This is a genomic window from Duganella violaceipulchra, from assembly GCF_019166075.1.
Classification (GTDB): domain Bacteria; phylum Pseudomonadota; class Gammaproteobacteria; order Burkholderiales; family Burkholderiaceae_D; genus Rugamonas; species Rugamonas violaceipulchra.
The window spans coordinates 157,499-179,189 of sequence record NZ_JAHTGR010000011.1; the positions used below are offsets into that span (position 1 = coordinate 157,499).

Below are 21,691 nucleotides of genomic sequence, written 5' to 3' on the forward strand. Positions count from 1 at the left end.
GAATGCAGGATGTTGTGTATTTGCAATATGGACACCATGATCTTACAAATTCGGTGCCACCGCAAGGATGGCGCCGTAAATTGCCCAAATTAGCAGGGCCGCGCAGGCCCCCACAGCAACAGCGTGCAAAGGGAAAGCCTGGCGCCAGCTGCGCCGGCGGAAGGCCGATTCGCGGATCGCCTGGCGCGCATGGTGGGCGCTGACGACGGTGGCGTCGGCCGCGTAGGCGGCCAGCAGGGCCTTGTCGGCCAGGATGTTGATGCGGCGGACGATGCCTTCGGAGCGCTCGGCGATCAACTTCGCGGCGGCCGGGCTGAACACGGCGGGGCCGTCGTGGCCGGCCGCGCGCAGGCGGAAGGCGAGGAACTCGCCGACCAGCGCCGGCGCCAGCGCCGGCACCTCGAAGCTGTGGGTGATGCGCTCTTTTAACTGGCGCATGCTGGCCAGCGCCAGGTGCGCATCGAGCTCCGGTTGGCCGAACAGCACGATTTGCAGCAGCTTGCTGCGCGCCGTCTCCAGGTTGGTCAGCAGGCGGATCGCCTCGAGCGTGTCGAGCGGCATGGCCTGGGCTTCCTCGACCAGCAGCACCACCTGGCGGCCCTGGCTGTGGCGCGCGATCAGGTCGGCCTGCAGCCGGCGCTGGACCTCGTCGACCCGCAGGCCGCGGCCGTCGATGCCCAGTTCGGCGGCGATGGCGTACTGCACTTCCTGCGGGTCGAGGTTGGGATTGACCAGGTAGATCACGTCGACATGGGGCGGCAGCTGACGCTCCAGCATGCGGCACAGCATGGTCTTGCCGGTCCCCACCTCGCCGGTCACCTTGACGATGCCTTCGCCGTGGCAGACCGCATACAGCAGGGCTTGCAGGATTTCACCACGGGTGTTGCCGGCGTAGAAAAAGGCCGGATTGGGCGTGATGCCGAACGGCGTTTCACGCAGGCCGAAGTGGGATTGGTACATGTTCAAGCGATGCAAGCCAGGAAGGCTTGCTCCAGGTTGGCCGCGCCGTAGCGGCTGCGGCATTCGGCCGGCGAGCCGGCAAAGCGGATGCGGCCTTCGTGCAGGATGGCCATGCGGTCGCACAGCTCGTCGACGTCGGCCAGCATGTGCGAGGTCAAGAACAGCGTGCAGCCTTCCTGGTGCAGGCGGCGCAGCTGCTGCTTGAGCAGCGCGCGCGCTTTCGGGTCGAGCCCGCTCATCGGTTCGTCCAGCACATACAGCGGCTTGCGCGCCAGCAGGCAGGCGGCCAGGCCGAGCTTTTGCGTCATGCCTTTGGAATAGCCGCGCACCGTGCGCTTGAGCGCGTCCGGGTCCAGGTCCAGCGCCGCCAGCATGGCGCGCACGGCGGCCGGATCATAGGCCAGGCCCTGCAAGGTCAGCAGGTAGTGGATGAAATCGGCGCCGGTCAGATAGTAGGGAGGGGTGAAGCGTTCCGGCAGGAAGCCCAGCGGCTGGCGGCTGGACGGCCGCTGGTGCGGCTGGCCGAAGATGTCGATGGCGCCGCCGTCGAGGGCGCAGAAATCCAGCAGGCACTTGATCAGGCTGGTCTTGCCGGCGCCGTTCACGCCCACCAGGCCGAAGCATTCCCCCGCTTGCAGTTCCAGGTCCACGCCCTGCAACACGCTGGCCTGGCCATAGCGTTTGACGACGTGCTGAAAGCGCAGGGCAGGGACGGTCATGGAAGGTGGTGGCTTTGCTTTGTACTATGGGGCCGGGAAACGAACGACACTTTAGCGCATTCGTGCGAAGAAAGCGACACCCTGTCGCGCACGGCGCACGATGACTGTCGCAAGCACCGGGTTCTGCACTAGAATGGCCGCACGCTGACAGTCGGGCAGAGATCACAAGGAGCGGGGCATGGCAAGGCCAGAGAAAGTGCGGCTTGGGGAAATTTTGGTGCAGCAGAAGCTGCTGTCGGAGGAACAACTGGGCCTGGCCTTGGCCGAGCAAAAGCGCAGCGGGCGCAAGCTGGGCCGCGTGTTCATCGAAAACGGCTATGTCACCGAGGAACAGATCGCCGGCGCGCTGGCGCGCCAGCTCAACATCCCCTACCTGAACCTGAAGTTCTTCAACGTCAATCCCGAGATCGTCCGCCTGCTGCCGGAAACCCAGGCCCGCCGCTTCCGCGCGCTGGTGCTGGAGGACCGGCGCGGCGCGCTGCTGGTCGGCATGTCCGATCCGACCGACCTGTTCGCCTACGACGAGATCGTGCGCATCGTCAAGCAGCCGATCGAACTGGCGGTGGTCAACGAGACCGAGGTGCTGGGCGTGATCGACCGCATCTACCGCCGCACCGAGGATATCTCCGACCTGGCGCGCGAGCTGGAGCAGGACCTCGGCGACGCCTCGGTCGACTTCGGCGCGCTGGCGGCGGCCAACGCCAACCTGGAAGAGGCGCCCATCGTCAAACTGCTGCAGTCGGTGTTCGACGACGCCAGCCAGGTGCGCGCCTCGGACATTCACATCGAGCCGCAGGAAGGCCGGCTGCAGATCCGCTTCCGCATCGACGGCGTGCTGCACCTGCAGACCGAGGCCGACATCAAGATCGCGCCGTCGCTGGCGCTGCGCCTGAAGCTGATGTCCGACCTCGACATCTCGGAAAAGCGGCTGCCGCAGGACGGCCGCTTCGCCGTGCGCGTGAAGAACCAGCGCATCGACGTGCGTATCTCCACCATGCCGACCCAGTACGGCGAATCGGTGGTGATGCGTCTGCTCAGCCAGAGCAACACCCAGCTGCGGCTGGACGCGATCGGCATGCCCAAGGCCGTCCTGGACAAATTCCGCGCCATCGTCCAGCGGCCCAACGGCCTGGTGCTGGTGACCGGGCCGACCGGCTGCGGCAAGACCACCACCTTGTACTGCGCGCTGGCCGAGCTCAATTCGGTGGAGAAAAAGCTGATCACGGTGGAAGACCCGGTCGAGTACCGGCTGCCCGGCATCAACCAGGTGCAGGTCAACGACAAGATCGAGCTGAGCTTCGCGCGCGTGCTGCGTTCGGCGCTGCGGCAAGACCCGGACATCGTGCTGGTGGGTGAGATGCGCGACCAGGAAACGGCCCAGATCGGCTTGCGCGCCGCCATGACCGGACACTTGGTATTATCGACCCTGCACACCAACGACGCGGCCAGCACGCCGCTGCGCCTGATGGACATGGGCGTGCCGCGCTACATGGTGGGTAGTTCGCTGCAAGCGGTGCTGGCGCAGCGGCTGGTGCGGGTGATCTGCGAAAGCTGCACCACGCCGTATGAGCTGACGCCGACCGAACACGAGTGGCTGCGCATGGAACTGCACGACAAGGTGGACAAGGCGCGCTACTTCCATGGCAAGGGTTGTTCGCATTGCAATGGCATGGGCTATCGCGGCCGTACCGGCGTGTACGAGCTGCTGGAGATGACGCGCGACGTGGTCGATGCCGCCAACGACCCCGATCCCTCGCATTTCCTGCGCACGGCGGCGGCGCAGATGGCGGGCGAGACCCTGCGCCGGCATGCGGTGGCGCTGGTGATCCAGGGCCGCACCACGGTGGCCGAGGCGATGCGCATCAGTAACCAGACGGAGGATTGACGTGCCGTTCTATGCCTACAAGGCGCGCGGCGCGCGCGGAGAGTTGATGCAGGGCGTGCTGGAGGCGGCCGACAGCAACGCCGTGGCCAACCACCTGAGCGGCGCCGGCGCCATTCCGGTCGAGATCGCGCTGACCAACAAGGCCGCCACCGGCACCGCCGGCGGCGAGGCTTGGTGGGTCAAGCTGTTCGAGAAAAAGGTGACGTCGATGGATGTGCAGTTGTTCAGCCGCCAGATGTACACGCTGCTCAAGTCCGGCGTGCCCATCATGCGCGGCCTGGCCGGTTTGCAGGAATCGGCGATCAGCAAGGCGTTCGGCAAGGTGCTCAAGGACCTGCGCGAATCGCTCGACGCCGGCCGCGAACTGTCGGCGGCGATGCGGCGCCATCCCGCCGTGTTCAACGACTTCTACCTGTCGATGGTGCGGGTGGGCGAGATGACCGGCCGCCTGGAGGAAGTGTTCCTGCGCCTGTTCGACCACCTGGAGTTCGACCGCGAAATGCGCGCCCGCGTCAAGAGCGCCACCCGCTATCCGATCTTCGTCATCGTCGCCATGGTCATCGCGATGGTGATCGTCAACATCTTCGTGATTCCGCAGTTCGTCAAGGTGTTCGAGAGCTTCCATGCCCAATTGCCGCTGATGACGCGCCTGCTGATCGGCAGTTCCCACTTCACCGTCAACTACTGGCCGCAGCTGCTGGTGGCCGCCGGTGGCGCGGTGTTCGGTTTCCGCTACTGGGTCAACACCAGCGCCGGCCGCTTCCTGTGGGACCGCCACAAGCTCAAATTCCCCATCGCCGGCAAGATCATCCACAAAGCTACGATGGCGCGCTTTGCCCGCAGCTTCTCGCTGTCGAGCCGCAGCGGCGTGCCCATTGTGCAGGCGCTGACGGTGGTGTCGCAGACGGTCGACAATGCCTACCTGTGCTCGCGTGTCGAGCAGATGCGCGACGGCGTCGAACGCGGCGACAGCATCCTGCGCACCTCGATGGCGGCCAAGGTGTTCACGCCGGTGGTGCTGCAAATGATCGCGGTCGGCGAGGAGTCCGGTTCGCTGGATGACTTGATGGACGAGATCGCCCAGATGTATGAGCGCGAGGTCGACTACGAACTGAAAACGCTGGCCGCGCAGATCGAGCCCATCCTGATCACCTTCCTCGGCGTGCTGGTGCTGGTGCTGGCGCTGGGCATCTTCGTGCCGATCTGGGACCTGGGCAAAGTGGCGTTGCCGCATTGATGGCGCGCCGGGCATTCAGCAGTGTTGTGCGGCCACAACGAAGGCGGGCTGCGGGCTTCACGCTGTTCGAGTTCGCCGTGGTGGCCTGCATTTTCGGCCTGCTGATGATGGTGGCACTGGAGCGGGTGGCGTATTACCGCCGCGCCGGCGACGAGGCGGGCGTGCAGGCCTTGGTGACGAATATGCGTAGCGCCTTGTCCGGCAAGGTCATGGCCTTGCAGGCGCAGGGCAGGGAACAGGACATCGCGGCGCTGGCCGGCGCCAATCCGGTGGCCTGGCTGGAGCGCCCGCCGGACAACTATGTCGGCGAATTGAGGCCGGACGCGGCCAAAAGTGTTAAAGCTGGCAACTGGTATTTTGATCTGGAGCAACAAAAGCTGAAATTCGTGAGGGGCGCGCAAGAGAATTTGTTAAATGGTGCCTCAAAGAATATTTGTTTCAAGGTAGAATCACTGCGCTTGCCCTCAAAAAACGCCAACGCAGGGCGCCCGCCGGGAGGAAATCCCGGCGTCGCGCTGAACGAAGTCCCCGAATAATTGCCGCTGCCGCTATTTGCCGCAGGAAGGCGTTGATGAACTTTTCGTAGCCAGGTCTGGAGATTTATATGCAAACCCCACAAGCGAGCGTTTTCCGTAGCCGGTCACAACAAGGCGGTTTCACGCTGATCGAGCTGATTGTCGTGATCGTCATTCTGGGCATACTGGCCGCCACCGCGCTACCCAAATTTGCCAATCTGGGCGGCGACGCACGCATGGCCAAGATGAACGCCGCGCGCGCCGCCATCATCAGTGCGTCCAATATGTACCATGGCCGCTGGCTGGCGGCCGGTTCCCCCGCCGCCATCACCTTCGAAACGACTGTGGTTATGAACGCGACCGGTTTCCCGACCAACGCCGGCATGTTGGTCGGCGGTGGCGGCTTCGCCGATTACGACACCACGGCGTTTGCTACCACCGGCGTGCTGAGCGCCGACTCGGGGCATACCGGCTGCAGTGTCACCTATACCGAGGCGACCGGCACGGTGTCTGCCGCGCCCGCCGGCGACAGCTGCTAATCCACCGGCGATGACCGGGCGGGGAGTGGCGTGATGGCGCCGGCGCTGCGGCGATGCCCCCGGTCCACGGGGCCGGGCGGCTTCACGCTGGTCGAACTGATCACGGTCTTGGTGGTGGTCGGCATCATGGCCGGCGTGGCGGCGCCGCGTTTCTTCCAGCGCCAGGGCTTTGATGCGCGGGCCTACACCGACCAGTTGCGCGCCATGCTGCGCTACGGCCAGAAAATCGCCATCGCCCAGAGCCGCAATGTGTTCGTGCGCTTGAACGGCAATAGCGTGGCGCTGTGCTACGACCTGGCGTGTAGCCTTAACGCGCGTGTGACGGCGCCGGGCGGCGCCAACAGCGGCAGCAGCGTCACCCTGGCCAATTGCGGCGGCTCCGGCAACTGGGCGTGCGAAGGTGTGCCCAACGGCCTGGCGGTCTCGTCTGCCGCAGGTTTTTTCTTCGATCCCACCGGCCAACCGTTTGCCGGCACCGACGCGCCGCAAGCGTTGAACGCCACCTTCGCCGCGCTGACGGTGGCCGTCACCGGCGACGGCGTCACCCACAACGTCACCGTCACTCCGGTGACCGGCTATGTCTTTTAAGCCGGCCCGGCGCGCGCAATCGGGCGTGAGCCTGATTGAGCTGGTGATGTTCATCGTCATCGTCGGCATCGCGGTGGTGGGCGTGCTGCGGGTGTTCGACCTCGGCGCGCGCAACAGTCCCGACCCGATGCGGCGCAAGCAGGCGCTGGCCATCGCCGAAAGCATGATGGAGGAGGTCAGGCTGGCGCACTTCACTTTTTGCGACGGCAACGATCCGAAGGCCGAATTGCCGGAAACGCTGAGCACGGCCGACTGTGCGATCAAGGAAGGGATGGGCCAGGAGGCCAATAATAGCCGCCCGTTCGACAACGTCAACGATTACGGCGGCAGCTACACCAACGATGCCGCTGGTAATCCTTTCCCCGCGGGCTATACGGCCACCGTGGTGGTTGTCACCGATGGCACACTGGGCCCGGCGGGCGCGCAAATCGCCTCCGATGTGGCGCTGCCCGACAATATGAGAGTGCTGCGCATCACCGTCACCGTGCGACATAACGGCGACGACGACGTGGTGCTGGACGGCTACCGCACGCGCTATGCGCCGAGGTCGCTATGATCCGACGCCCACACGGCTTCACGCTGGTCGAAGTCATCATCGTCATGGTCGTCACGGGCATCCTGGCCGGCATGGTAGCGGTATTCCTCAAGACGCCGGTGCAGAGCTACATCGACATCGCCGCGCGCGGCGAGATGACCGACGTCGCCGACCTGACGCTGCGCCGCATGACGCGCGAGCTGCGGCTGGCGCTGCCCAACAGCGTGCTGGTTTCGGCCGACCGCAAGACCTTGCAGTTCCTGCTGACCAGGATAGGCGGCCGCTATATCGACGTAGGCGATGCGCCTCCGGCCGCACTGCTGCCGCTCGATTTCAGCCCGGCGGCCAATCTGTCGTTCAACATGGCCGGCGTCGCGCCCAGCGGCCGCCTGGGCGTCCAGGTCAACGACTGGATCGCCGTGTTCAACGTCGGCACGGCGCCGGCCGATGCCCGCACCTTCGGCAATATCGCGCGCGTGACGGCGGTCAACGGCACCCGCATCACCATGGCCAGCAATCCTTTCGCCACGCAGTCGCCGTCGATGCCGTCGCCGAGCAACCGCTTCCAGGTGGTGACCGGCACCGTCACCTATGTGTGCGCGCCATCGCCCGCCGGCGGCACGCTGACGCGCAATTTCACCAACCAGATCATCGGTCTGAACGGGCTGGGCGCACCGCCGTTCGGCGCGCCGGCGCTGCTGGCCAACCTGGTGACGTCCTGCGGCTTCGATTACACCGTGCTGGCCAACACCAACGCGGCGTTGGTCGGGGTGTCGCTGACGCTGTCCCGCAACAATGGCGAGAACATCACCCTGTCGCGCCAGGTTCACCTGGATAACACGCCATGACGCCGCGCCCGCTGCCGCGCCGGATCGCCGCCGGCTTCTCCATCGTCACCGCGCTGTTCCTGGTGGTGGTGCTGTCGGCGCTGGCCGTGGCGGTGATGAGCCTGACCACCGCCCAGCAGACCAGCTCGGCCTTGGATGTGCTGGGCGCGCGCGCCTACGAGGCGTCGCGCGCCGGCGTCGAGTACGGCCTGTATCAGCAGCAGATCAACGGCAGCTGCGTGGCGACCCGCAGCTTCCCGCTTGGCGCCACCTTGTCGAGCTTCACCGTCACCGTGCTGTGCACCGTCAACGCCACGCCCGGCATGGGCGCGAGCATGAACCAGACCACCGTCACGGCCACTGCCTGCAACCAGCCGGCCGGCGGCGTTTGTCCTAACCCCGCGCCCACCAGCCCGGATTATGTCCAGCGCACGGTCACGGCGCAGTTCTGAGGAGGCGGACATGCGAGCGATCTTCCAATTCCTGAACCCCGCGCCGCGCTGGCTGGCCGGTCTGCTGGCGCTGCTGTGCGGCCTGGCCGCCGCGCCGGCGCGCGCCGATGCGCCGATCACGCTGTTCAAGAGCTTTGCCGGCAACGTCAGCTTCACCGGCGCCCAGACCACGTTGCGCGCCAAGGACAACGACTCCGGCCCCTGCGAGCTCAAGAACGGCCAGCAGCATCTGCACCTGACCGACGTGCCGCACGGCGCCACCATCATCAGCGCCCAGCTGTATTGGGCCGGCTCCCACTCGATCCCTGACTACGACGTCAGCTTCGACGGCGACCCCGTGACAGCGCCCAGCAACCGCCGCTACACCTCGGCCACGGTGGGCTATGACTTCTTTGCCGGCGCGGTGGACGTGACCGCGCAGGTGGTGGCCAAGGGCAACGGCATTTACAAGATCGACGACCTGACCATCAACAATGGCAGTCCCTACTGCGCGGTGGAGGGCGTGCTGGGCGGCTTCCAGCTGCTGGTGGTGTATTCGGATCCCAGCGAGACGTTCCGGGTGCTCAACGTCTACGAAGGCTTCCAGTACATCCGCAATTCGGCCGTGACGCTGACCTTGGCCAACTTCAAGATCCCCACGCCGATCGGCGCCCTGACCGGCAAGATCGGCCACATCACGTGGGAGGGCGACGCCTCGCTGTCGGGTGGCGGCGAAATCCTGCGCTACAACAGCGTCGAGATGGTCGATGCGCTCAACCCGTCCGGCAACCAGTTCAACTCGGTTTCCAACATCGACGGCGACGACAAGTCCTACGGCATCGACTTCGACGCCTACACCGTCGCGTCGCCGACCATCAAGGCCGGCCAGACCTCGGCCCGCAGCGATTACCAGTCCGGCCAGGACCTGGTGCTGTTGAACGCCGAGGTGATCGCCGCGCCCAATGTGCCGGCCGCCGACCGCGCCATCTCGATGATCTTGCAGACGCCGTTGCAGCCTTCGCAGGTCAGCAACTACATCATCAGCGTGAGCAACAACGGCCCGCTGACCGAGGGCGGGCCGACCAAGGTGGTCGATGTGCTGCCGGCGGCGCTGATCTTTTCCAGCGCCACCGGCACCGGCTGGACCTGCGGCATGGCCGGACAGACGCTCACCTGCACCTACAGCGGCGCGATGGCGGCCGGCGTCACGCTGCCGCCGATCACGCTGCGGGTGACCACGGCGGCCGCAGCCAGCGGCCTGGTCACCAACAGCGCCACCGTCAGCGGCCAGTTGTTCGACTACTACGACGGCAACGACACCTCGACCGTCAGCTCGCTGGTGGGGGCGGCGGCTTTTACGCCGAGCTATATGTTCACCGACGGCCAGTGCGTGAACGGACTGGCCTTCGACGATCCCGGCCAGACTTGCAAGCTGGTCAACTTCACCGGCACGACCAACCTGGCCAACAAGGACATGCCGATGTACCTGACCTTCGTGGTCTCGGGGGTGCCGACGGCGCTGGCCAACACCGACAGCACCATCAAGCTCAAGTACGCGCTGTCCTGCCACGATCCGGCCCAGGACGCCGGCGTGCGCGCCACCTTCGGCGTGGTCGGCGGCTCGCCTGTCACGCTGCCGCTGTGCGCGCGTTCCGGCGCGCAGCCGGCGCAGAACTCGTCCACCTGGACCGCGCTCAATGACGTGGTCATGGTCGGAGGCAAAGCCAGCTCGAGCAGCCAGTACAACTTCCATTACGCCGACGTGGGCCGCATCGAATTCCTGGTCAGCGACAATACCGCTCGCCTCGGCACCAGCGGACCCTTTGTCGAACGTCCGGAGAAGCTGGTGCTGATCGCCCCGTCCAGCAACCACGCCAGCCTCCCGGCTTCGCTCAGCGATCCCAAATTCATCGCCGCCGGCACCGCGTTCCCGCTGACGGTCAGCGCGCTGATGTACAACGGCGTGCCGGCGCCCAACTTCGGCAAGGAAAGTACACCGGTCGTGGTCAGGCTGGCCGTGTTGGCTGCCAAGGACCAGGTCGGCGACCGCTTGGCCGACATGCTGTTCGACGGGCAGGGCGCCCCGAGGAATCCCGAGGCGGAACTGGTGTTGAATGGCAGCCTGGGCGCGTTCAGCGGCGGTAGCGCCACCGGCAGCGCGTTTTCTTATGCCGATGTCGGGGTGTTGGAAATCACGCCGCTGATCTCTGCGATTGATCCTGTCACCGGCAACAATATCAAGGGCAGCTATCTCAATACCGGCGACGTGGATTCGTTGCCGGTCAACGTCGGCCGCTTCGTGCCCGACCATTTCAACACCGCGATCGCTACGCCGCCCATGGCCTGCGATCCGGCCGGCATGACTTGCCCGGCCACCGTCGGCATGGCGTATTCGGGGCAGCCGTTCAATCTGACCGTCACCGCGATGAACCTGCAGGATCAGCCTACGGTCAACTACCGCGGCGCGCTGGCGCGCGCGGTGGCGCTGTCGGCCTGGTCGGCGGCGGGCAGCAGCACCACCGCCAATCCGCCGGCCAGTCCGTCCGGCGCGGCGATCAGCGCCAACGGCATCGCCGCCGGCAGCTTTGCCGCCACCACGCCAGGGGTGGCCAGTGCTTTGCCGGTTTACACGCTGCCACGGCCGTTCGTGGCGAGCGCGCCCTACGCCAACAACTGGGTGACGCCGACGCTGGTGTACCTGCGCGCCACCGAGACCGGCTCCCCGAACGACGGCGTCAGTTCGCTGCGCAGCGGCGCGGCCGAAGGCGGCGTGGCGGTTGTCGCGGGCCGCCTGTTTGTGCCGAACGCCTATGGTTCTTCTAGCCTGTCGGTAGCGCTGGCACTGGGCGCGCAGTACTACGGCCAGAGCACCGTCGGCGGCGCCACCGTGCTGGCCTGGCGCAACAACACCAGCGACAGCGTGACCACACTGACGTCGGCTACCAGCTTCCAATACGCGAGCTGCCTGCTGGCCTGCCCGGCGCTGGCGCCCAATTCGGCGCCGTCATTGACGATGAAGAACGGCAGCGCCACCGCCGCGCTGAAGGCCGGCAGCACCACCGGCAAGAGCGGCGCCAACGTCACCGTCGTCAATGGGCCGGTCTGGCTGCCGACCAGCCAGGGGCGGGTCACCTTCGGCGTTTATCGCAGCCCGGTGATTTTCTTGCGGGAAGTGTATTGAATCCGCGTCACTTTATTTGGGTTCCCTGCAATAAGAGGGCAAACTGGAGGCAAGGCCAGAAATTGGCACGGTAATGCAATGAAACTTGAATATAATCAACGATGTGCGGCGATGTTTGAATCTCGTGCTTAATCATTTGAGACAATCGATGGGTTTATTTGGAAAAGCGGAGAAGAAGAACGGCTGGCTGGCCATCGGCCTGACGGCGGACGGTGTGCAGGCGGCGGCGATCGAGCGCCGCAGCGGCGCCTTGCCGCGCGTGCTGCTGGCCGCTTCCTACCCCGGCCAGGCCGACCAGGCCGGCGCCAGCCTGGCGCGTCTGGGCAAGGAATTGCAGGCCGGCCGCTATCGCTGCACCACGCTGCTCGGCGCGGGCGGCTACCAGTTGCTGATGGTCGAGGCGCCCAATGTGCCGGAGGCGGAAATGAAGACCGCGCTGGGCTGGCGCGTCAAGGACATGATCGATTTCCCACTGGAGCAAGCCACCCTAGACATGGCGATGGTGCCGCAGGCCAGCGGCTCCAACCATGCGCGCCAGGCGTTCGCGGTGGCGGCCCGCAACAGCGTGCTGCAGCCCTACCAGCAGCTGTTCGCCGACAACAAGATCGCGCTGTCGGCCATCGACATCGGCGAGATGGCGCAGCGGAACATCTCGGCGCTGCTGGAACCGGAAGGGCGCGGGCTGGCGCTGCTGGCCTTCGACGCCGACGGCGGCCTGCTGACCGTCAGCTATCAAGCCGAACTCTATTTGGCGCGCCGCATCGACATCACCTTGAACCAGCTGCTCGATCCCGACCCGGAGCGCGTGCAGCATCTGCACGACCGCATCACGCTCGAACTGCAACGCTCGCTGGACCACTTCGAGCGGCAGTTCTCGTCCATCGCCGTGGCCAAGCTGATGCTGGCGCCGGTGGGCGAGGGCGCCTTGCGCACCTACCTCGCCACCAATCTGTACCTGCCGGTGGAACAGCTGGACCTGGCGAGCGTGCTGGACCTGGAGCAGGCGCCGCTGTTGCAAGATCCGGCGCAGCAGGCAGGCTTCCTGCGCACCCTGGGCGCGGCCTTGCGCGAGCAGGTGAGTGCATGAGCCAGCAAATCAATCTGTTCAACGCCGGCAGCCAGCGCAAGACCAATTATGCCGGTACGCCGGTGCTGGTGGCCGGCCTCGGCGCGCTGGCGCTGGTGTTGACCGGCGCCTCGCTGATGGCCAGGAGCGAGCTGGCGGCGTTGGAGAGCGAGGCGGCGACGGTCAAGGCCGGGCTGGACCGCGGCGAAGCGCGCAGGACCGCCTCCACCGCCGCCTTCGTGGCGCCGCGCAAGAGCGACGCATTGCAACAGGAACTGGACCAGGCCGGCGCGCAATACCGCAATCTGCAACAGGTGGCCGCGATCCTGGAGCAGGGACAACCGGGCGCGACGCGCGGCTATTCGGCTTACTTCCGCGCCTTCGCGCGGCGCGGCGTGGAAGGCTTGTGGCTGACCGGCGTGACCATCCAGGGCAGCGGCGACGCGATCGGCTTGCAGGGGCGGGCGCTCAAGGCCAGCCTGCTGCCGGGCTACCTGAGCGGTCTGGCCAGTGAGGCCGTATTGCGAGGCAAGAGCTTCGGCCAGCTGGAGATGAATGAACCCAAGCCTGCCGCCGAGGCAGCGGTGGCCGGTGGCGCGTCGGCGCCGGTGGCGCCGCGTTATGTGGAATTCAGCCTGCAGTCGGCCTCCGCCGGCGAGCACGGCAAGGTGGCGCAACCATGAAAGCCTACTGGATCAGATTCGATACCTGGCTGATGGCGCTGAACCAGCGTGAGCGCCTGATGGTGGTGGGCGCCACGGCGGCGATGCTGGCCTACCTGGTGTTCCAGCTGGTGCTCGACCCGGCCTACACGCGCCAGCGCGCGCTGCGCGCCGCCATGCAGCAGCAGCGGGTGCAGATCAGCGGCATCGATGCCGAACTGGCGCAGCTCGATGCGGCCTCGCGCCGTGACCCCGACCGCGAAGTGCGCGAGCGGCTGGCGGCGTTGCAGCAGCAAAGCGCCGACTTGCGCGGCAAGCTGCGCAGCGCGCAAAAAGGATTGGTCGCGCCGGACCGCATGGGGCCGTTGCTGCAGCAAATGGTGCAAGGCCACGGCAAGCTGCGCCTGGTGTCCTTGAAGACGTTGCCGCCGCAAGGCACGGTGGACGGCACCTTCGCCGCGCTGGACGCGCCTGAACCGGCGCCGGTGCGGCCGGCCGCTGCGCCGCAACCGACGCCGGCCGCCATCGCGCAGGCGGCAGCGGCCACGGCCAAGCAGCCGTCCGCCGGCGCCGCAGTCTCCAGCACGCCGGCCACCGCGCCGGCCGCGCCGACGCCGCTGCTGTATCGCCATGGCGTGCAACTGGTGCTGCAAGGCAGCTACCTGGAGATGATCGATTACCTCGAAGCACTGGAGGCCATGCCGACCCAGCTGTTGTGGGGCGCCGCCGCCCTCGACGCCGGACAATTTCCGCAAGCCCGGTTGACGCTGACCCTGTACACCCTGAGCCTGGACCAGAAATGGATAGCACTATGAACCGCCGGCTGACATGGCTGCTGCCGTTGCTGCTGCCGTTGCTGCTGGCGCTGCCGGCGTCCGCGCAGAAGCTGGCCGACCCGACCCGTCCCCCGGCCATGATGGCCGCGCCCGAAAGCGAGGCCGCAGTCGAGGGCGCCGTCGCTGCCGGACCGCGCCTGCAATCGATCCTGATCGGCCGCGCGCCCGGCGGCCGGCGGCTGGCGGTGATCGACGGCGCCACCGTGCGCACCGGCGCCAAGGTGGGCGACGCGGTGCTCGAACGCATCAACGACAACACGGTGGTCCTCCGCCGTGGCAAGCATCTGGAAACCCTGACCCTGTTTCCCAAACCGGCCGAGGCCGCTGACCCGACAGGGAAAAACAAATGAGCAAACGTAAACACTCCCTGCATCCACTGCTGCGATGGGCCGGCTTCCTGGGCGCGGCCGCCGCGCTGGCGGGCTGCCAGACGCAGGCGCCGCGCGACACCTACAACACCATCGATCAGCAGGTGCGCGACGCCGCCGCCAATGCCCGTGCCCAGCCCGCCAGTTCGGCGGCGGTGGAGGCGGCGCTGCTGCCGCCGCCGGCCGCGACCATGGCGGCCGAGCTGCCCAAGGCGCGCGCGGTGATGGAGGAGCGTTTCAATGTGTCCTTCAACCAGGTGCCGGTGCAGCAGTTCTACAATTCCATCGTGGCCGGCACACGCTACAACATGCTGATCCACCCGGACGTCAGCGGCACCGTGACCGCCAACCTGAAAGACGTGACGCTGTTCGAGGCGCTCGACGCGGTGCGCGAAATGTACGGCTACGACTACAAGGTGGAAGGCACGCGCATCTACATCCGGCCGCTGACGATGCAGACCCGTATCTTCCAGGTCAACTACCTGAGCGCTTCGCGCAAGGGCACCTCCAATGTGCGGGTGTCGTCGACGTCGGTCAACACGGTGGGTTCGGTGGTGTCCGGTCAGAGCGGCAACAGCGGCAGCAACGGCCAGAGCAACCAGCCGCAGCAGCAGGGGCAGGGCAACCAGCAGTACGCGATGGAAGACTCCAGCAACGTCAAGACCTCGTCGGCCACCGATTTTTGGACCGAGCTGAAGGAGGCGCTGGTGGCCCTGGTCGGCGGTGTCGGCGACGGCCGCAGCGTGGTGATCAGCCCGCAGTCGGGCGTGGTCGTGGTGCGCGCCTTGCCGGAGCAGCTGCGCAGCGTCGACCAGTATCTGAAGGCGACCCGCCTGGCCGTCGAGCGCCAGGTGATCCTGGAGGCCAAGATCCTCGAAGTCCAGCTCAACAGCGGCTTCCAGAGCGGCATCAACTGGGCCAGCTTCGCCTCGTTCGGCGGTGGCGGCAGCAATCGTTTGTCGGGCGGCTTCCTGGCGCCGGGCACCGGCCTGGCGCCGCTGCCGGCGAGCGGCGGCCAGCCGGCGGTGATCACCAGCGGCGGCACGGCGGGGATTTCGGCGATCACCGGTTCCGCGCTGGTGAGCGCCGCCAACAACGCCGGCTCGCTGTTCGGCCTGGCGTTCCAGACCAGTAATTTCGCCGCCATGATTTCCTTCCTGGAGTCGCAGGGTTCGGTGCACGTGCTGTCCAGCCCGCGCATCGCCACCATGAACAACCAGAAGGCCGTGCTCAAGATCGGCACCGACGAGTTCTATGTGACCGGGGTCAGCACCACCACCAACTCCAACGTCAGCGGCAACACCACCAGCCCGAACGTGACCTTGCAGCCGTTCTTCTCCGGCGTGGTGCTGGACGTGACGCCGCAGATCGACGACGAAGGCAACATCATGCTGCATGTGCATCCGTCGGTCAGCCAGGTGTCGACCGTGAACAAGGTCGTCAACCTGGGCAGTGCCGGCTCGCTGCAACTGCCGCTGGCGGCGTCGAGCACGTCGGAAATGGACAGCATGGTGCGCGGCCAGGACGGGCGCATCGTCGCCATCGGCGGCCTGATGCGCCAGTCCAGCGTAGACGACAACAGCCAGGCGCCCGGCATCAGCAGTGTGCCGGTGCTGGGCGCCTTGTTCCGCAACACCGAACGCAGCACGCAGAAGCGCGAGCTGGTGGTGTTGATCAAGCCCACCATCGTTGATGGCGCGGCCAGTTATGCACAGGACCTCGACGACGCCAGCCGCCGGGTCCAGCAACTGGCGCCGCCTGCGGGAGGACGCAAATAAATGTACCGGGCCCATTTCGGCTTGGGCGAGATGCCGTTCGGGATCACGCCTGACACCAGCTTCTTCTTCACCAGCCCGCATTCGCAGCAGGCGCTCAACACGCTGCTGGTGGCGGCGCGCAGTGGCGAGGGCTTCATCAAGATCACCGGCGAAGTCGGCACCGGCAAGACGTTGCTGTGCCGCAAATTCATGGCGACCTTGGGGCCGGGTTTTGTCACGGCCTACATCCCCAATCCCTACCTGGAGCCGCGCACGCTGATGCTGGCGTTGGCCGATGAGCTGGAACTGCCCCTGCAGCGCGACGTCGACCAGCACCAGTTGCTCAAGTCGCTGACGCTGCGGCTGATGGACCTGGCGCGCGAGGACAAGCAGGTGGTGATGTGCCTGGACGAGGCGCAGGCGATCCCGCTGGAAAGCCTGGAAGCCTTGCGCCTGCTGACCAACCTGGAAACCGAGAAGCGCAAGCTGCTGCAGATCGTGCTGTTCGGGCAGCCGGAACTGAACCAGCATTTGCAGACCAACTCGATCCGCCAGCTGGCGCAGCGCATCACTTTCCATTACCACCTGGGGCCGCTCAGCCGCGACGATCTGGAATATTATCTGGCCCACCGGCTGCGCGTGGCGGGCTATACCGGCAGCCGTTTGTTCAGTCGCAGCGCCATCGGCCGGCTGTTCAAGGCCAGCGGCGGCATACCGCGTTTGGTGAACATTATGGCAAACAAGTCGTTGATGCTATGCTTCGGCGAAGGCAAGCAGCAGGTGACGCGCCGCCATGTGGATATGGCGGCGGTCGACACCGTGCCGTCGAAGACGGGCTTGCATTGGCGATGGCTGGTGGCCGGCGTCAGTTTGCTGATCGCCGCGTGCGGCCTGACTTGGGCGTTGACGAAATGAGTTTGATTAATAAAATGTTGCAGGACCTGGATGCACGCGGCGGGGCGGGCGATGGCGCTTTGCGCCAGCAGCAGTTGCACGCGGTGGGTGGACAGGTGCGCGACAAGCGGCCGTTGGTGATCGGCGGCGTGCTGGTGCTGGCGACGGTGGTGGTGGGCGGCGGCTGGTATGGCTGGGAGTACTGGCAGGCCCATCGCGCGGCGGCAACGCCGATTGTCGTGGCTGCCGCGCCGGCCAAGGCACCGGCAGCGGCGCCCGCGCCCATAGTGGCGCCGGCTCAGGCAAGCGCGCCAGCGCCTGCCGCCGAGCAAGTATCGGCGGCTGTCAAGGTCGCCGCGATGCCGGAAGCGGCGCCGGCTGAAGTTGCGCCGCGCAAGCCCGTCGCAATACCGGCCGAACGCAAGCCGGCCCGCCAGGCGGCCCCGCGTGGCGCCGACGACACGGCCGGCGTCGGCACGATCACGCACGACATCAGTCCGCAGCAGATGGCGGAAAACACCTATCGCCGCGCGCTGGTGGCCTTGCAGGAAGGCCGCATCAGCGCCGCCTTGGCCGACCTCGACCGCGCGCTGGAAATCGATCCGCGCAACGAAGCGGCGCGCCAGACCAACATCAGCCTGCTGCTGGAACAAAAGCGCAACGATGACGCCGTGCGCCAGTTGCGTCTGGCGCTGGGCATCGATCCGCGCCAGCCCGGCCTGGCGATGGTGCTGGCGCGCCTGCAATTGGAGAAGGGCGGTCCGGCGCTGGAAACCTTGATGACGACCTTGCCGTACGCCGGCAACAGCGCCGAGTACCAGGCCTTCCTGGCCGGCGTGCTGCAGCGCGAGCAGCGTCACACCGAGGCGGCGCAATACTATCGTGAGGCGCTCAAGCTGGCGCCGCGCAACGGCGTGTGGTGGATGGGGCTGGGCATTTCGCTGCAAGCGGACATGCATCTGCCGGAAGCGCGCGAAGCCTATCGCCGCGCCCGCGCGTCGAACGGCCTGTCGCCGGAGCTGCAAGCCTTCATCGACCGCAAGATCGATTCCCTGTCGCGCTAGAGGCTGGCCTGCTGGCCCCAGATCTGCTTCATGCTGAAACGGATCGACGCCTCGTCTTCGCTCAAGGCCTCGGCTATCGTACCGGCCTCGTCGGCGGCGCTGCGCAGCGGGGCCGGTGACAACACCGCACCCGATGGATCGCGCAGGCAATGGATCAGCACACCACCGGCGCCACCCGGACGGCGACTGATCACGCCGATCTCTCCACTTTGCAATCGCACCAGCGCGCCCGGCGGGAAATCGCCCAGCTCGCGCTGGAACACCTGCACCAGCATGGCGTCGACCGGCGCCGCCTTGTCTTCGATCAGGTTGCGCAAGGCCAGGTTGGGCAGGATGGAACGGCGGTAATTGCGGGCCGACACCTGCGCGCAATAACGATCGGCCAGGCTCAGCAGCTTGGCGTTCTGCGTCACCTCGGGGCTGGCGACGCCGGCCGGATAACCGCTGCCTTCGTCGTTCTCATGGTGCAGCAGCACGCAGGAGATCCACTCGTCGTCCTGGATGCCGGCGCATTTGAGCATGTCCACGCTTTCCTCCGGATGGCGGCGGACAATGGACATTTCCTCGCTGGTCAGCGGGGTGTTCTTGTTCTGGAAGGTGTCGTTGTGGCGCAGCATGCCGACGTTCATCGTCAGCGCGGCGGCCGTCACGGTCAGCGTTTCGGTGGCGTTCTTGTTGAGGCTGCGGGCGATCACTACCACCACCACGGCCGTCTCGATGCAATGGCGCACCGCGTAGCTGCCGGCGATCTGGCACAGGAAGATGCAGGCCAGCGCGATGTCGGGATTGAGGTCGACCGCGTGGATCACGTCGCGCGCGATGTCGCGCAATTCGCTCTCGGCGTTGTGTTCGTTGCGCAGGTTTTGCAGCAGCCGCTCCAGCCGGCGGTTGGACTGGTTGAGCAAGTGCAGCACCGATGGCGGCGGCTCTGGTTCCGCGAACTCGCCCGCTGTGAGGGGCGCGTCTGCTTGGTTGGTATCGGCCATGATTCTTGTCCCCGAATTAAACTTTGCCCAGTCGCTCCAACGCGAGTGCCAGGGTCTCATCTTTTTTGGCAAAGCAGAAGCGGACGATGCCCGATTCCTTGCCCTGCTGGTAAAACGCCGATACCGGTATCGCCGCCACCTTGATCTCGGTGGTCAGCCACTCCGCAAACTGCGCTTCCGTTTGCGTTGAAATTTTGTCGTAGCGCACGCACTGGAAATAGGTGCCGTCGGCCGGCAGCAGTTCGAAGCGCGAGCCCTTCAGGCCGTTGCGGAACAGGTCGCGCTTGCGCTGATAGAAGGCCGGCAGATCCAGGTAGGGTTTGGGATCGCTCATGTAGCTGGCGATGCCGTGCTGCATGGGCGTGTTGACGCTGAAGACGTTGTACTGGTGCACCTTGCGGAACTCCGCCGACAACGCGGCCGGCGCGGCCACGTAGCCGATCTTCCAGCCGGTGACGTGGTAGGTCTTGCCGAAGCTGGAGACGACGAAGGCGCGCGCCGCCAGTTCCGGATGGCGGCACACCGATTCGTGGCGCTGGCGGTCGTAGACCATGTGTTCGTAGACTTCGTCCGACAGGATCAGCACGTCCGTGCCGCGCACGATGTCGGCCAGCGCGTCCAGGTCGGCCGCGCGCAGCACGCTGCCGGTGGGGTTGTGCGGGCTGTTGATGACGATCAGGCGGGTGTTGCCGTTGACCGCGGCCGCTACCTCGGACCATGGCACCGAATAGCCGTCGGCGCCGGCCTGCATCGGCACCAGCACCGGCACGCCGCCGGCCAGCGTAATGGCCGGCACGTAGCTATCGTAGCTCGGTTCGATGACGATCACCTCGTCGCCCGGATGCACGCAGCACAGGATGGCGGTGGTCAGCGCCTCGGTGGCGCCGGCGGTCACGGTGATGTCGGTGTTGACGTCGTACTGGTGGCCGTAGATGGCGGCGATCTTGTCGACGATGGCGTGGCGCAGCACCGGCGCGCCGGTCATCATCGGATATTGGTTGAAATCGGCCTGCATGGCGTCGTTGACGGCTTGCAGCAGGCTGCGCTCGCAGGAAAAATCAGGGAAACCCTGCCCCAGGTTGACGGCGTTCGCTTGCGCGGCCAGCACGGACATGCGGGTGAACACGGTGGTGCCGACGGCCGGCAGGCGGCTGGTCAAGGTCGGCGTGGTCGGCGTGCTGTTCGGCAGATTATTGCGGCTATTCATGGCGGCTGTAGAGTGGACAGATAGCCTATTCTAGCTCAGCGCGCCGGGTTTAGTGTGGTGAAAAAACCTTAACTTTCCGGGCTCCACGCCTCTGGCACGATGACTTTGAACATGCCGGCCTTGGCCAGCCGGCGGGCCAGTTTCAGCAGCGCCTTGTCCTTGGTGATGAGGATGGCGGCGTTGGCGTCGCGCGCCACTTCGAGGAACTTCTGGTCGTCCTTGTCGGTGCAGACCGGCAGGCGGATGCCGGACTCGGGCGGGGCGACCACGGTGATCAGCTGGTCAAAGCGGGCGGCGGCCAGCGGGCGGGAATCGTCGTCCAGCGGCAGGTGCTTGTAGTGCAGCACGATGTTGTACTCGTCGCGGCAATCGGAGCGGGTGATGGCTTCGACCGTGCCGTTTTCCAGCGCGGCCAGCAGCGCGGCCCAGCGCGGGTCCTTGAACACGAACAGGTCGAGGCAGACGTTGGTATCGATAACGATGCGCGTCGGTGTGAGTTTCTCTGGAACAGGTATCATGTGCTTAGTTCGTAAAAATGTTTATCTGGAATCTTATGCTGATAGTGCTTTCGCCTGCAAAAAGTCTCGACCTCGAGACCCCTCCGACCACCAAGTTGCACTCCCAACCTGATTTTCTCGACCACTCGGCCCAGCTGATAGCCCGCCTGCGCGAATTTTCGCCGGTGCAGATCGGCGAGCTGATGGACCTGTCCGACAACCTGTCGGCGCTCAACGTTGCCCGCTACGCAAGCTGGACCCACGACACCGCCGAAGGGCGCCAGGCCGTGATGGCCTTCAACGGCGACGTCTACGGCGGCCTGGACGCGCGCAGCCTCAAGCCGGTCCAGCTCGATTACGCGCAAGCGCGCATCCGCATCCTGTCCGGCCTGTACGGCATGTTGCGGCCGCTGGACCTGATCCACCCGCACCGGCTGGAAATGGGCACCCGCCTGGCCAATCCGCGCGGCAAGGACCTGTACGCCTTCTGGGGCGAGACCATCACCGAGGCGCTCAACCAGACCGCGGCCGAGCAGGGCGCCGAGACGCTGGTCAACCTGGCGTCCGAGGAATATTTCAAGTCGGTCAAGCCCAAGCTGCTGGACGTGCCGGTGATCACGCCGCAGTTCGAAGACTGGAAAAACGGCAAATACAAGATCATTTCGTTCTACGCCAAGCGCGCGCGTGGCCTGATGGCGCGTTTCGCCGCCGTCAAAGGCATCACCGATCCGCAGAAACTGAAGAAATTCAACGTCGACGGTTATGCCTTCGACAAGAAGGATTCGGACGACAAAACCTGGATTTTCCGCCGCCGGCTTGAATAAACCCACTGGGGTCAAGTCTGACATTCGGACACGAGCTCCGCCGTAGGCGCTGTTACGGCAGAGCTCGTGTCCGAATGTCAGACTTGACCCCGTTGTAAATAATAAAAAACCGG

General features: G+C 65.8%; 22 protein-coding genes. 17 read left to right on the forward strand and 5 right to left on the reverse strand.

What is annotated here, in order from left to right:
- Nucleotides 1–42 precede the first annotated feature (42 nt).
- Entirely contained in the window at nt 43–960 is a 918-nt protein-coding gene (locus KVP70_RS20870) for an ExeA family protein (protein ID WP_217944082.1), read from the reverse strand.
- Between the two features lie 2 nt (nt 961–962).
- Nucleotides 963–1,679, reverse strand: a complete 717-nt coding sequence (locus KVP70_RS20875; protein ID WP_217944083.1) for an ABC transporter ATP-binding protein — start codon at nt 1,677–1,679, stop codon at nt 963–965.
- 178 nt (nt 1,680–1,857) lie between these two features.
- Here KVP70_RS20875 and KVP70_RS20880 point away from each other — a divergent pair, with 178 nt between their 5' ends.
- The 16 genes from KVP70_RS20880 to KVP70_RS20955 all read left to right on the forward strand — a co-directional run bounded on the left by KVP70_RS20880 (nt 1,858) and on the right by KVP70_RS20955 (nt 18,064).
- Nucleotides 1,858–3,564 (forward strand): GspE/PulE family protein, encoded by a 1,707-nt coding sequence (locus tag KVP70_RS20880; protein WP_217944084.1) that lies wholly within the window; start codon nt 1,858–1,860, stop codon nt 3,562–3,564.
- A 1-nt stretch (nt 3,565) separates the two neighbouring features.
- Complete coding sequence (locus KVP70_RS20885; protein WP_217944085.1) at nt 3,566–4,801, forward strand: type II secretion system F family protein; 1,236 nt, start codon at nt 3,566–3,568, stop codon at nt 4,799–4,801.
- Entirely contained in the window at nt 4,801–5,337 is a 537-nt protein-coding gene (locus KVP70_RS20890; RefSeq protein ID WP_229224993.1) for a type II secretion system protein, read from the forward strand. The genes KVP70_RS20885 and KVP70_RS20890 overlap by 1 nt, the downstream gene beginning before the upstream one ends.
- A gap of 68 nt (nt 5,338–5,405) precedes the next feature.
- Nucleotides 5,406–5,855: a type II secretion system protein gene (locus tag KVP70_RS20895; RefSeq protein ID WP_217944086.1), complete on the forward strand. Its 450-nt coding sequence runs from the start codon at nt 5,406–5,408 to the stop codon at nt 5,853–5,855.
- Between the two features lie 33 nt (nt 5,856–5,888).
- Nucleotides 5,889–6,443 carry a pilus assembly FimT family protein gene (locus KVP70_RS20900; RefSeq protein ID WP_217944087.1) on the forward strand — a complete coding sequence of 185 codons (555 nt, stop codon included), beginning with the start codon at nt 5,889–5,891 and terminating at the stop codon, nt 6,441–6,443.
- Entirely contained in the window at nt 6,433–6,999 is a 567-nt protein-coding gene (locus KVP70_RS20905; RefSeq protein ID WP_217944088.1) for a type IV pilus modification PilV family protein, read from the forward strand. The genes KVP70_RS20900 and KVP70_RS20905 overlap by 11 nt, the downstream gene beginning before the upstream one ends.
- On the forward strand, nt 6,996–7,826 hold the full coding sequence (locus KVP70_RS20910; RefSeq protein ID WP_217944089.1) for a PulJ/GspJ family protein: 831 nt from the start codon (nt 6,996–6,998) through the stop codon (nt 7,824–7,826). Before KVP70_RS20905 ends, KVP70_RS20910 begins: the two co-directional genes overlap by 4 nt.
- Nucleotides 7,823–8,257 (forward strand): agglutinin biogenesis protein MshP, encoded by a 435-nt coding sequence (locus KVP70_RS20915; protein ID WP_217944090.1) that lies wholly within the window; start codon nt 7,823–7,825, stop codon nt 8,255–8,257. The genes KVP70_RS20910 and KVP70_RS20915 overlap by 4 nt, the downstream gene beginning before the upstream one ends.
- A gap of 10 nt (nt 8,258–8,267) precedes the next feature.
- Complete coding sequence (locus KVP70_RS20920; protein WP_217944091.1) at nt 8,268–11,417, forward strand: DUF6701 domain-containing protein; 3,150 nt, start codon at nt 8,268–8,270, stop codon at nt 11,415–11,417.
- A gap of 148 nt (nt 11,418–11,565) precedes the next feature.
- Nucleotides 11,566–12,504, forward strand: a complete 939-nt coding sequence (locus KVP70_RS20925; RefSeq protein ID WP_217944092.1) for a type IV pilus biogenesis protein PilM — start codon at nt 11,566–11,568, stop codon at nt 12,502–12,504.
- Nucleotides 12,501–13,166 carry a PilN family protein gene (locus KVP70_RS20930; RefSeq protein ID WP_217944093.1) on the forward strand — a complete coding sequence of 222 codons (666 nt, stop codon included), beginning with the start codon at nt 12,501–12,503 and terminating at the stop codon, nt 13,164–13,166. The genes KVP70_RS20925 and KVP70_RS20930 overlap by 4 nt, the downstream gene beginning before the upstream one ends.
- Nucleotides 13,163–13,960 (forward strand): type II secretion system protein M, encoded by a 798-nt coding sequence (locus KVP70_RS20935; RefSeq protein WP_217944094.1) that lies wholly within the window; start codon nt 13,163–13,165, stop codon nt 13,958–13,960. The genes KVP70_RS20930 and KVP70_RS20935 overlap by 4 nt, the downstream gene beginning before the upstream one ends.
- Entirely contained in the window at nt 13,945–14,331 is a 387-nt protein-coding gene (locus tag KVP70_RS20940) for an MSHA biogenesis protein MshK (protein ID WP_229224973.1), read from the forward strand. The genes KVP70_RS20935 and KVP70_RS20940 overlap by 16 nt, the downstream gene beginning before the upstream one ends.
- Nucleotides 14,328–16,127, forward strand: a complete 1,800-nt coding sequence (gene mshL / locus KVP70_RS20945; RefSeq protein ID WP_217944095.1) for a pilus (MSHA type) biogenesis protein MshL — start codon at nt 14,328–14,330, stop codon at nt 16,125–16,127. Before KVP70_RS20940 ends, mshL begins: the two co-directional genes overlap by 4 nt.
- Complete coding sequence (locus tag KVP70_RS20950; RefSeq protein ID WP_217944096.1) at nt 16,128–17,021, forward strand: ExeA family protein; 894 nt, start codon at nt 16,128–16,130, stop codon at nt 17,019–17,021.
- The gene (locus tag KVP70_RS20955) at nt 17,018–18,064 is read left to right on the forward strand and encodes a tetratricopeptide repeat protein (RefSeq protein ID WP_229224974.1); all 1,047 of its coding nucleotides are present in this window, start codon (nt 17,018–17,020) and stop codon (nt 18,062–18,064) included. Before KVP70_RS20950 ends, KVP70_RS20955 begins: the two co-directional genes overlap by 4 nt.
- Here KVP70_RS20955 and KVP70_RS20960 read toward each other — a convergent pair.
- From KVP70_RS20960 to KVP70_RS20970, 3 genes are all read right to left on the reverse strand, one after another.
- Nucleotides 18,061–19,050: an HD-GYP domain-containing protein gene (locus KVP70_RS20960; RefSeq protein ID WP_217944097.1), complete on the reverse strand. Its 990-nt coding sequence runs from the start codon at nt 19,048–19,050 to the stop codon at nt 18,061–18,063. The two genes, KVP70_RS20955 and KVP70_RS20960, sit on opposite strands and share 4 nt — an antisense overlap.
- A 16-nt stretch (nt 19,051–19,066) precedes the next feature.
- A complete protein-coding gene (locus KVP70_RS20965) occupies nt 19,067–20,257 on the reverse strand; it encodes a pyridoxal phosphate-dependent aminotransferase (RefSeq protein ID WP_217944098.1) in 1,191 nt (396 codons plus the stop codon).
- A gap of 68 nt (nt 20,258–20,325) precedes the next feature.
- Nucleotides 20,326–20,775 (reverse strand): putative toxin-antitoxin system toxin component, PIN family, encoded by a 450-nt coding sequence (locus KVP70_RS20970; RefSeq protein WP_217944099.1) that lies wholly within the window; start codon nt 20,773–20,775, stop codon nt 20,326–20,328.
- Between the two features lie 35 nt (nt 20,776–20,810).
- Between KVP70_RS20970 and yaaA the strand changes: the two genes are divergently transcribed.
- A complete protein-coding gene (gene yaaA / locus KVP70_RS20975) occupies nt 20,811–21,578 on the forward strand; it encodes a peroxide stress protein YaaA (RefSeq protein ID WP_217944100.1) in 768 nt (255 codons plus the stop codon).
- The last annotated feature ends 113 nt before the right edge of the window (nt 21,579–21,691 follow it).

Excerpts from the sequence above, each read along its gene's own strand:
- mshL (WP_217944095.1), top strand. The coding sequence starts at position 14,328 with ATGAGCAAACGTAAACACTCCCTGCATCCACTGCTGCGATGGGCCGGC.
- KVP70_RS20870 (WP_217944082.1), bottom strand. The coding sequence starts at position 960 with ATGTACCAATCCCACTTCGGCCTGCGTGAAACGCCGTTCGGCATCACG.
- KVP70_RS20880 (WP_217944084.1), top strand. The coding sequence starts at position 1,858 with ATGGCAAGGCCAGAGAAAGTGCGGCTTGGGGAAATTTTGGTGCAGCAG.
- KVP70_RS20955 (WP_229224974.1), top strand. The coding sequence starts at position 17,018 with ATGAGTTTGATTAATAAAATGTTGCAGGACCTGGATGCACGCGGCGGG.
- KVP70_RS20900 (WP_217944087.1), top strand. The coding sequence starts at position 5,889 with ATGGCGCCGGCGCTGCGGCGATGCCCCCGGTCCACGGGGCCGGGCGGC.
- KVP70_RS20935 (WP_217944094.1), top strand. The coding sequence starts at position 13,163 with ATGAAAGCCTACTGGATCAGATTCGATACCTGGCTGATGGCGCTGAAC.
- KVP70_RS20890 (WP_229224993.1), top strand. The coding sequence starts at position 4,801 with ATGGCGCGCCGGGCATTCAGCAGTGTTGTGCGGCCACAACGAAGGCGG.
- KVP70_RS20970 (WP_217944099.1), bottom strand. The coding sequence starts at position 20,775 with ATGATACCTGTTCCAGAGAAACTCACACCGACGCGCATCGTTATCGAT.
- KVP70_RS20910 (WP_217944089.1), top strand. The coding sequence starts at position 6,996 with ATGATCCGACGCCCACACGGCTTCACGCTGGTCGAAGTCATCATCGTC.
- KVP70_RS20875 (WP_217944083.1), bottom strand. The coding sequence starts at position 1,679 with ATGACCGTCCCTGCCCTGCGCTTTCAGCACGTCGTCAAACGCTATGGC.
- KVP70_RS20920 (WP_217944091.1), top strand. The coding sequence starts at position 8,268 with ATGCGAGCGATCTTCCAATTCCTGAACCCCGCGCCGCGCTGGCTGGCC.
- KVP70_RS20895 (WP_217944086.1), top strand. The coding sequence starts at position 5,406 with ATGCAAACCCCACAAGCGAGCGTTTTCCGTAGCCGGTCACAACAAGGC.
- KVP70_RS20965 (WP_217944098.1), bottom strand. The coding sequence starts at position 20,257 with ATGAATAGCCGCAATAATCTGCCGAACAGCACGCCGACCACGCCGACC.
- KVP70_RS20905 (WP_217944088.1), top strand. The coding sequence starts at position 6,433 with ATGTCTTTTAAGCCGGCCCGGCGCGCGCAATCGGGCGTGAGCCTGATT.
- KVP70_RS20915 (WP_217944090.1), top strand. The coding sequence starts at position 7,823 with ATGACGCCGCGCCCGCTGCCGCGCCGGATCGCCGCCGGCTTCTCCATC.
- KVP70_RS20930 (WP_217944093.1), top strand. The coding sequence starts at position 12,501 with ATGAGCCAGCAAATCAATCTGTTCAACGCCGGCAGCCAGCGCAAGACC.
- KVP70_RS20925 (WP_217944092.1), top strand. The coding sequence starts at position 11,566 with ATGGGTTTATTTGGAAAAGCGGAGAAGAAGAACGGCTGGCTGGCCATC.
- yaaA (WP_217944100.1), top strand. The coding sequence starts at position 20,811 with ATGCTGATAGTGCTTTCGCCTGCAAAAAGTCTCGACCTCGAGACCCCT.
- KVP70_RS20960 (WP_217944097.1), bottom strand. The coding sequence starts at position 19,050 with ATGGCCGATACCAACCAAGCAGACGCGCCCCTCACAGCGGGCGAGTTC.
- KVP70_RS20940 (WP_229224973.1), top strand. The coding sequence starts at position 13,945 with ATGGATAGCACTATGAACCGCCGGCTGACATGGCTGCTGCCGTTGCTG.
- KVP70_RS20950 (WP_217944096.1), top strand. The coding sequence starts at position 16,128 with ATGTACCGGGCCCATTTCGGCTTGGGCGAGATGCCGTTCGGGATCACG.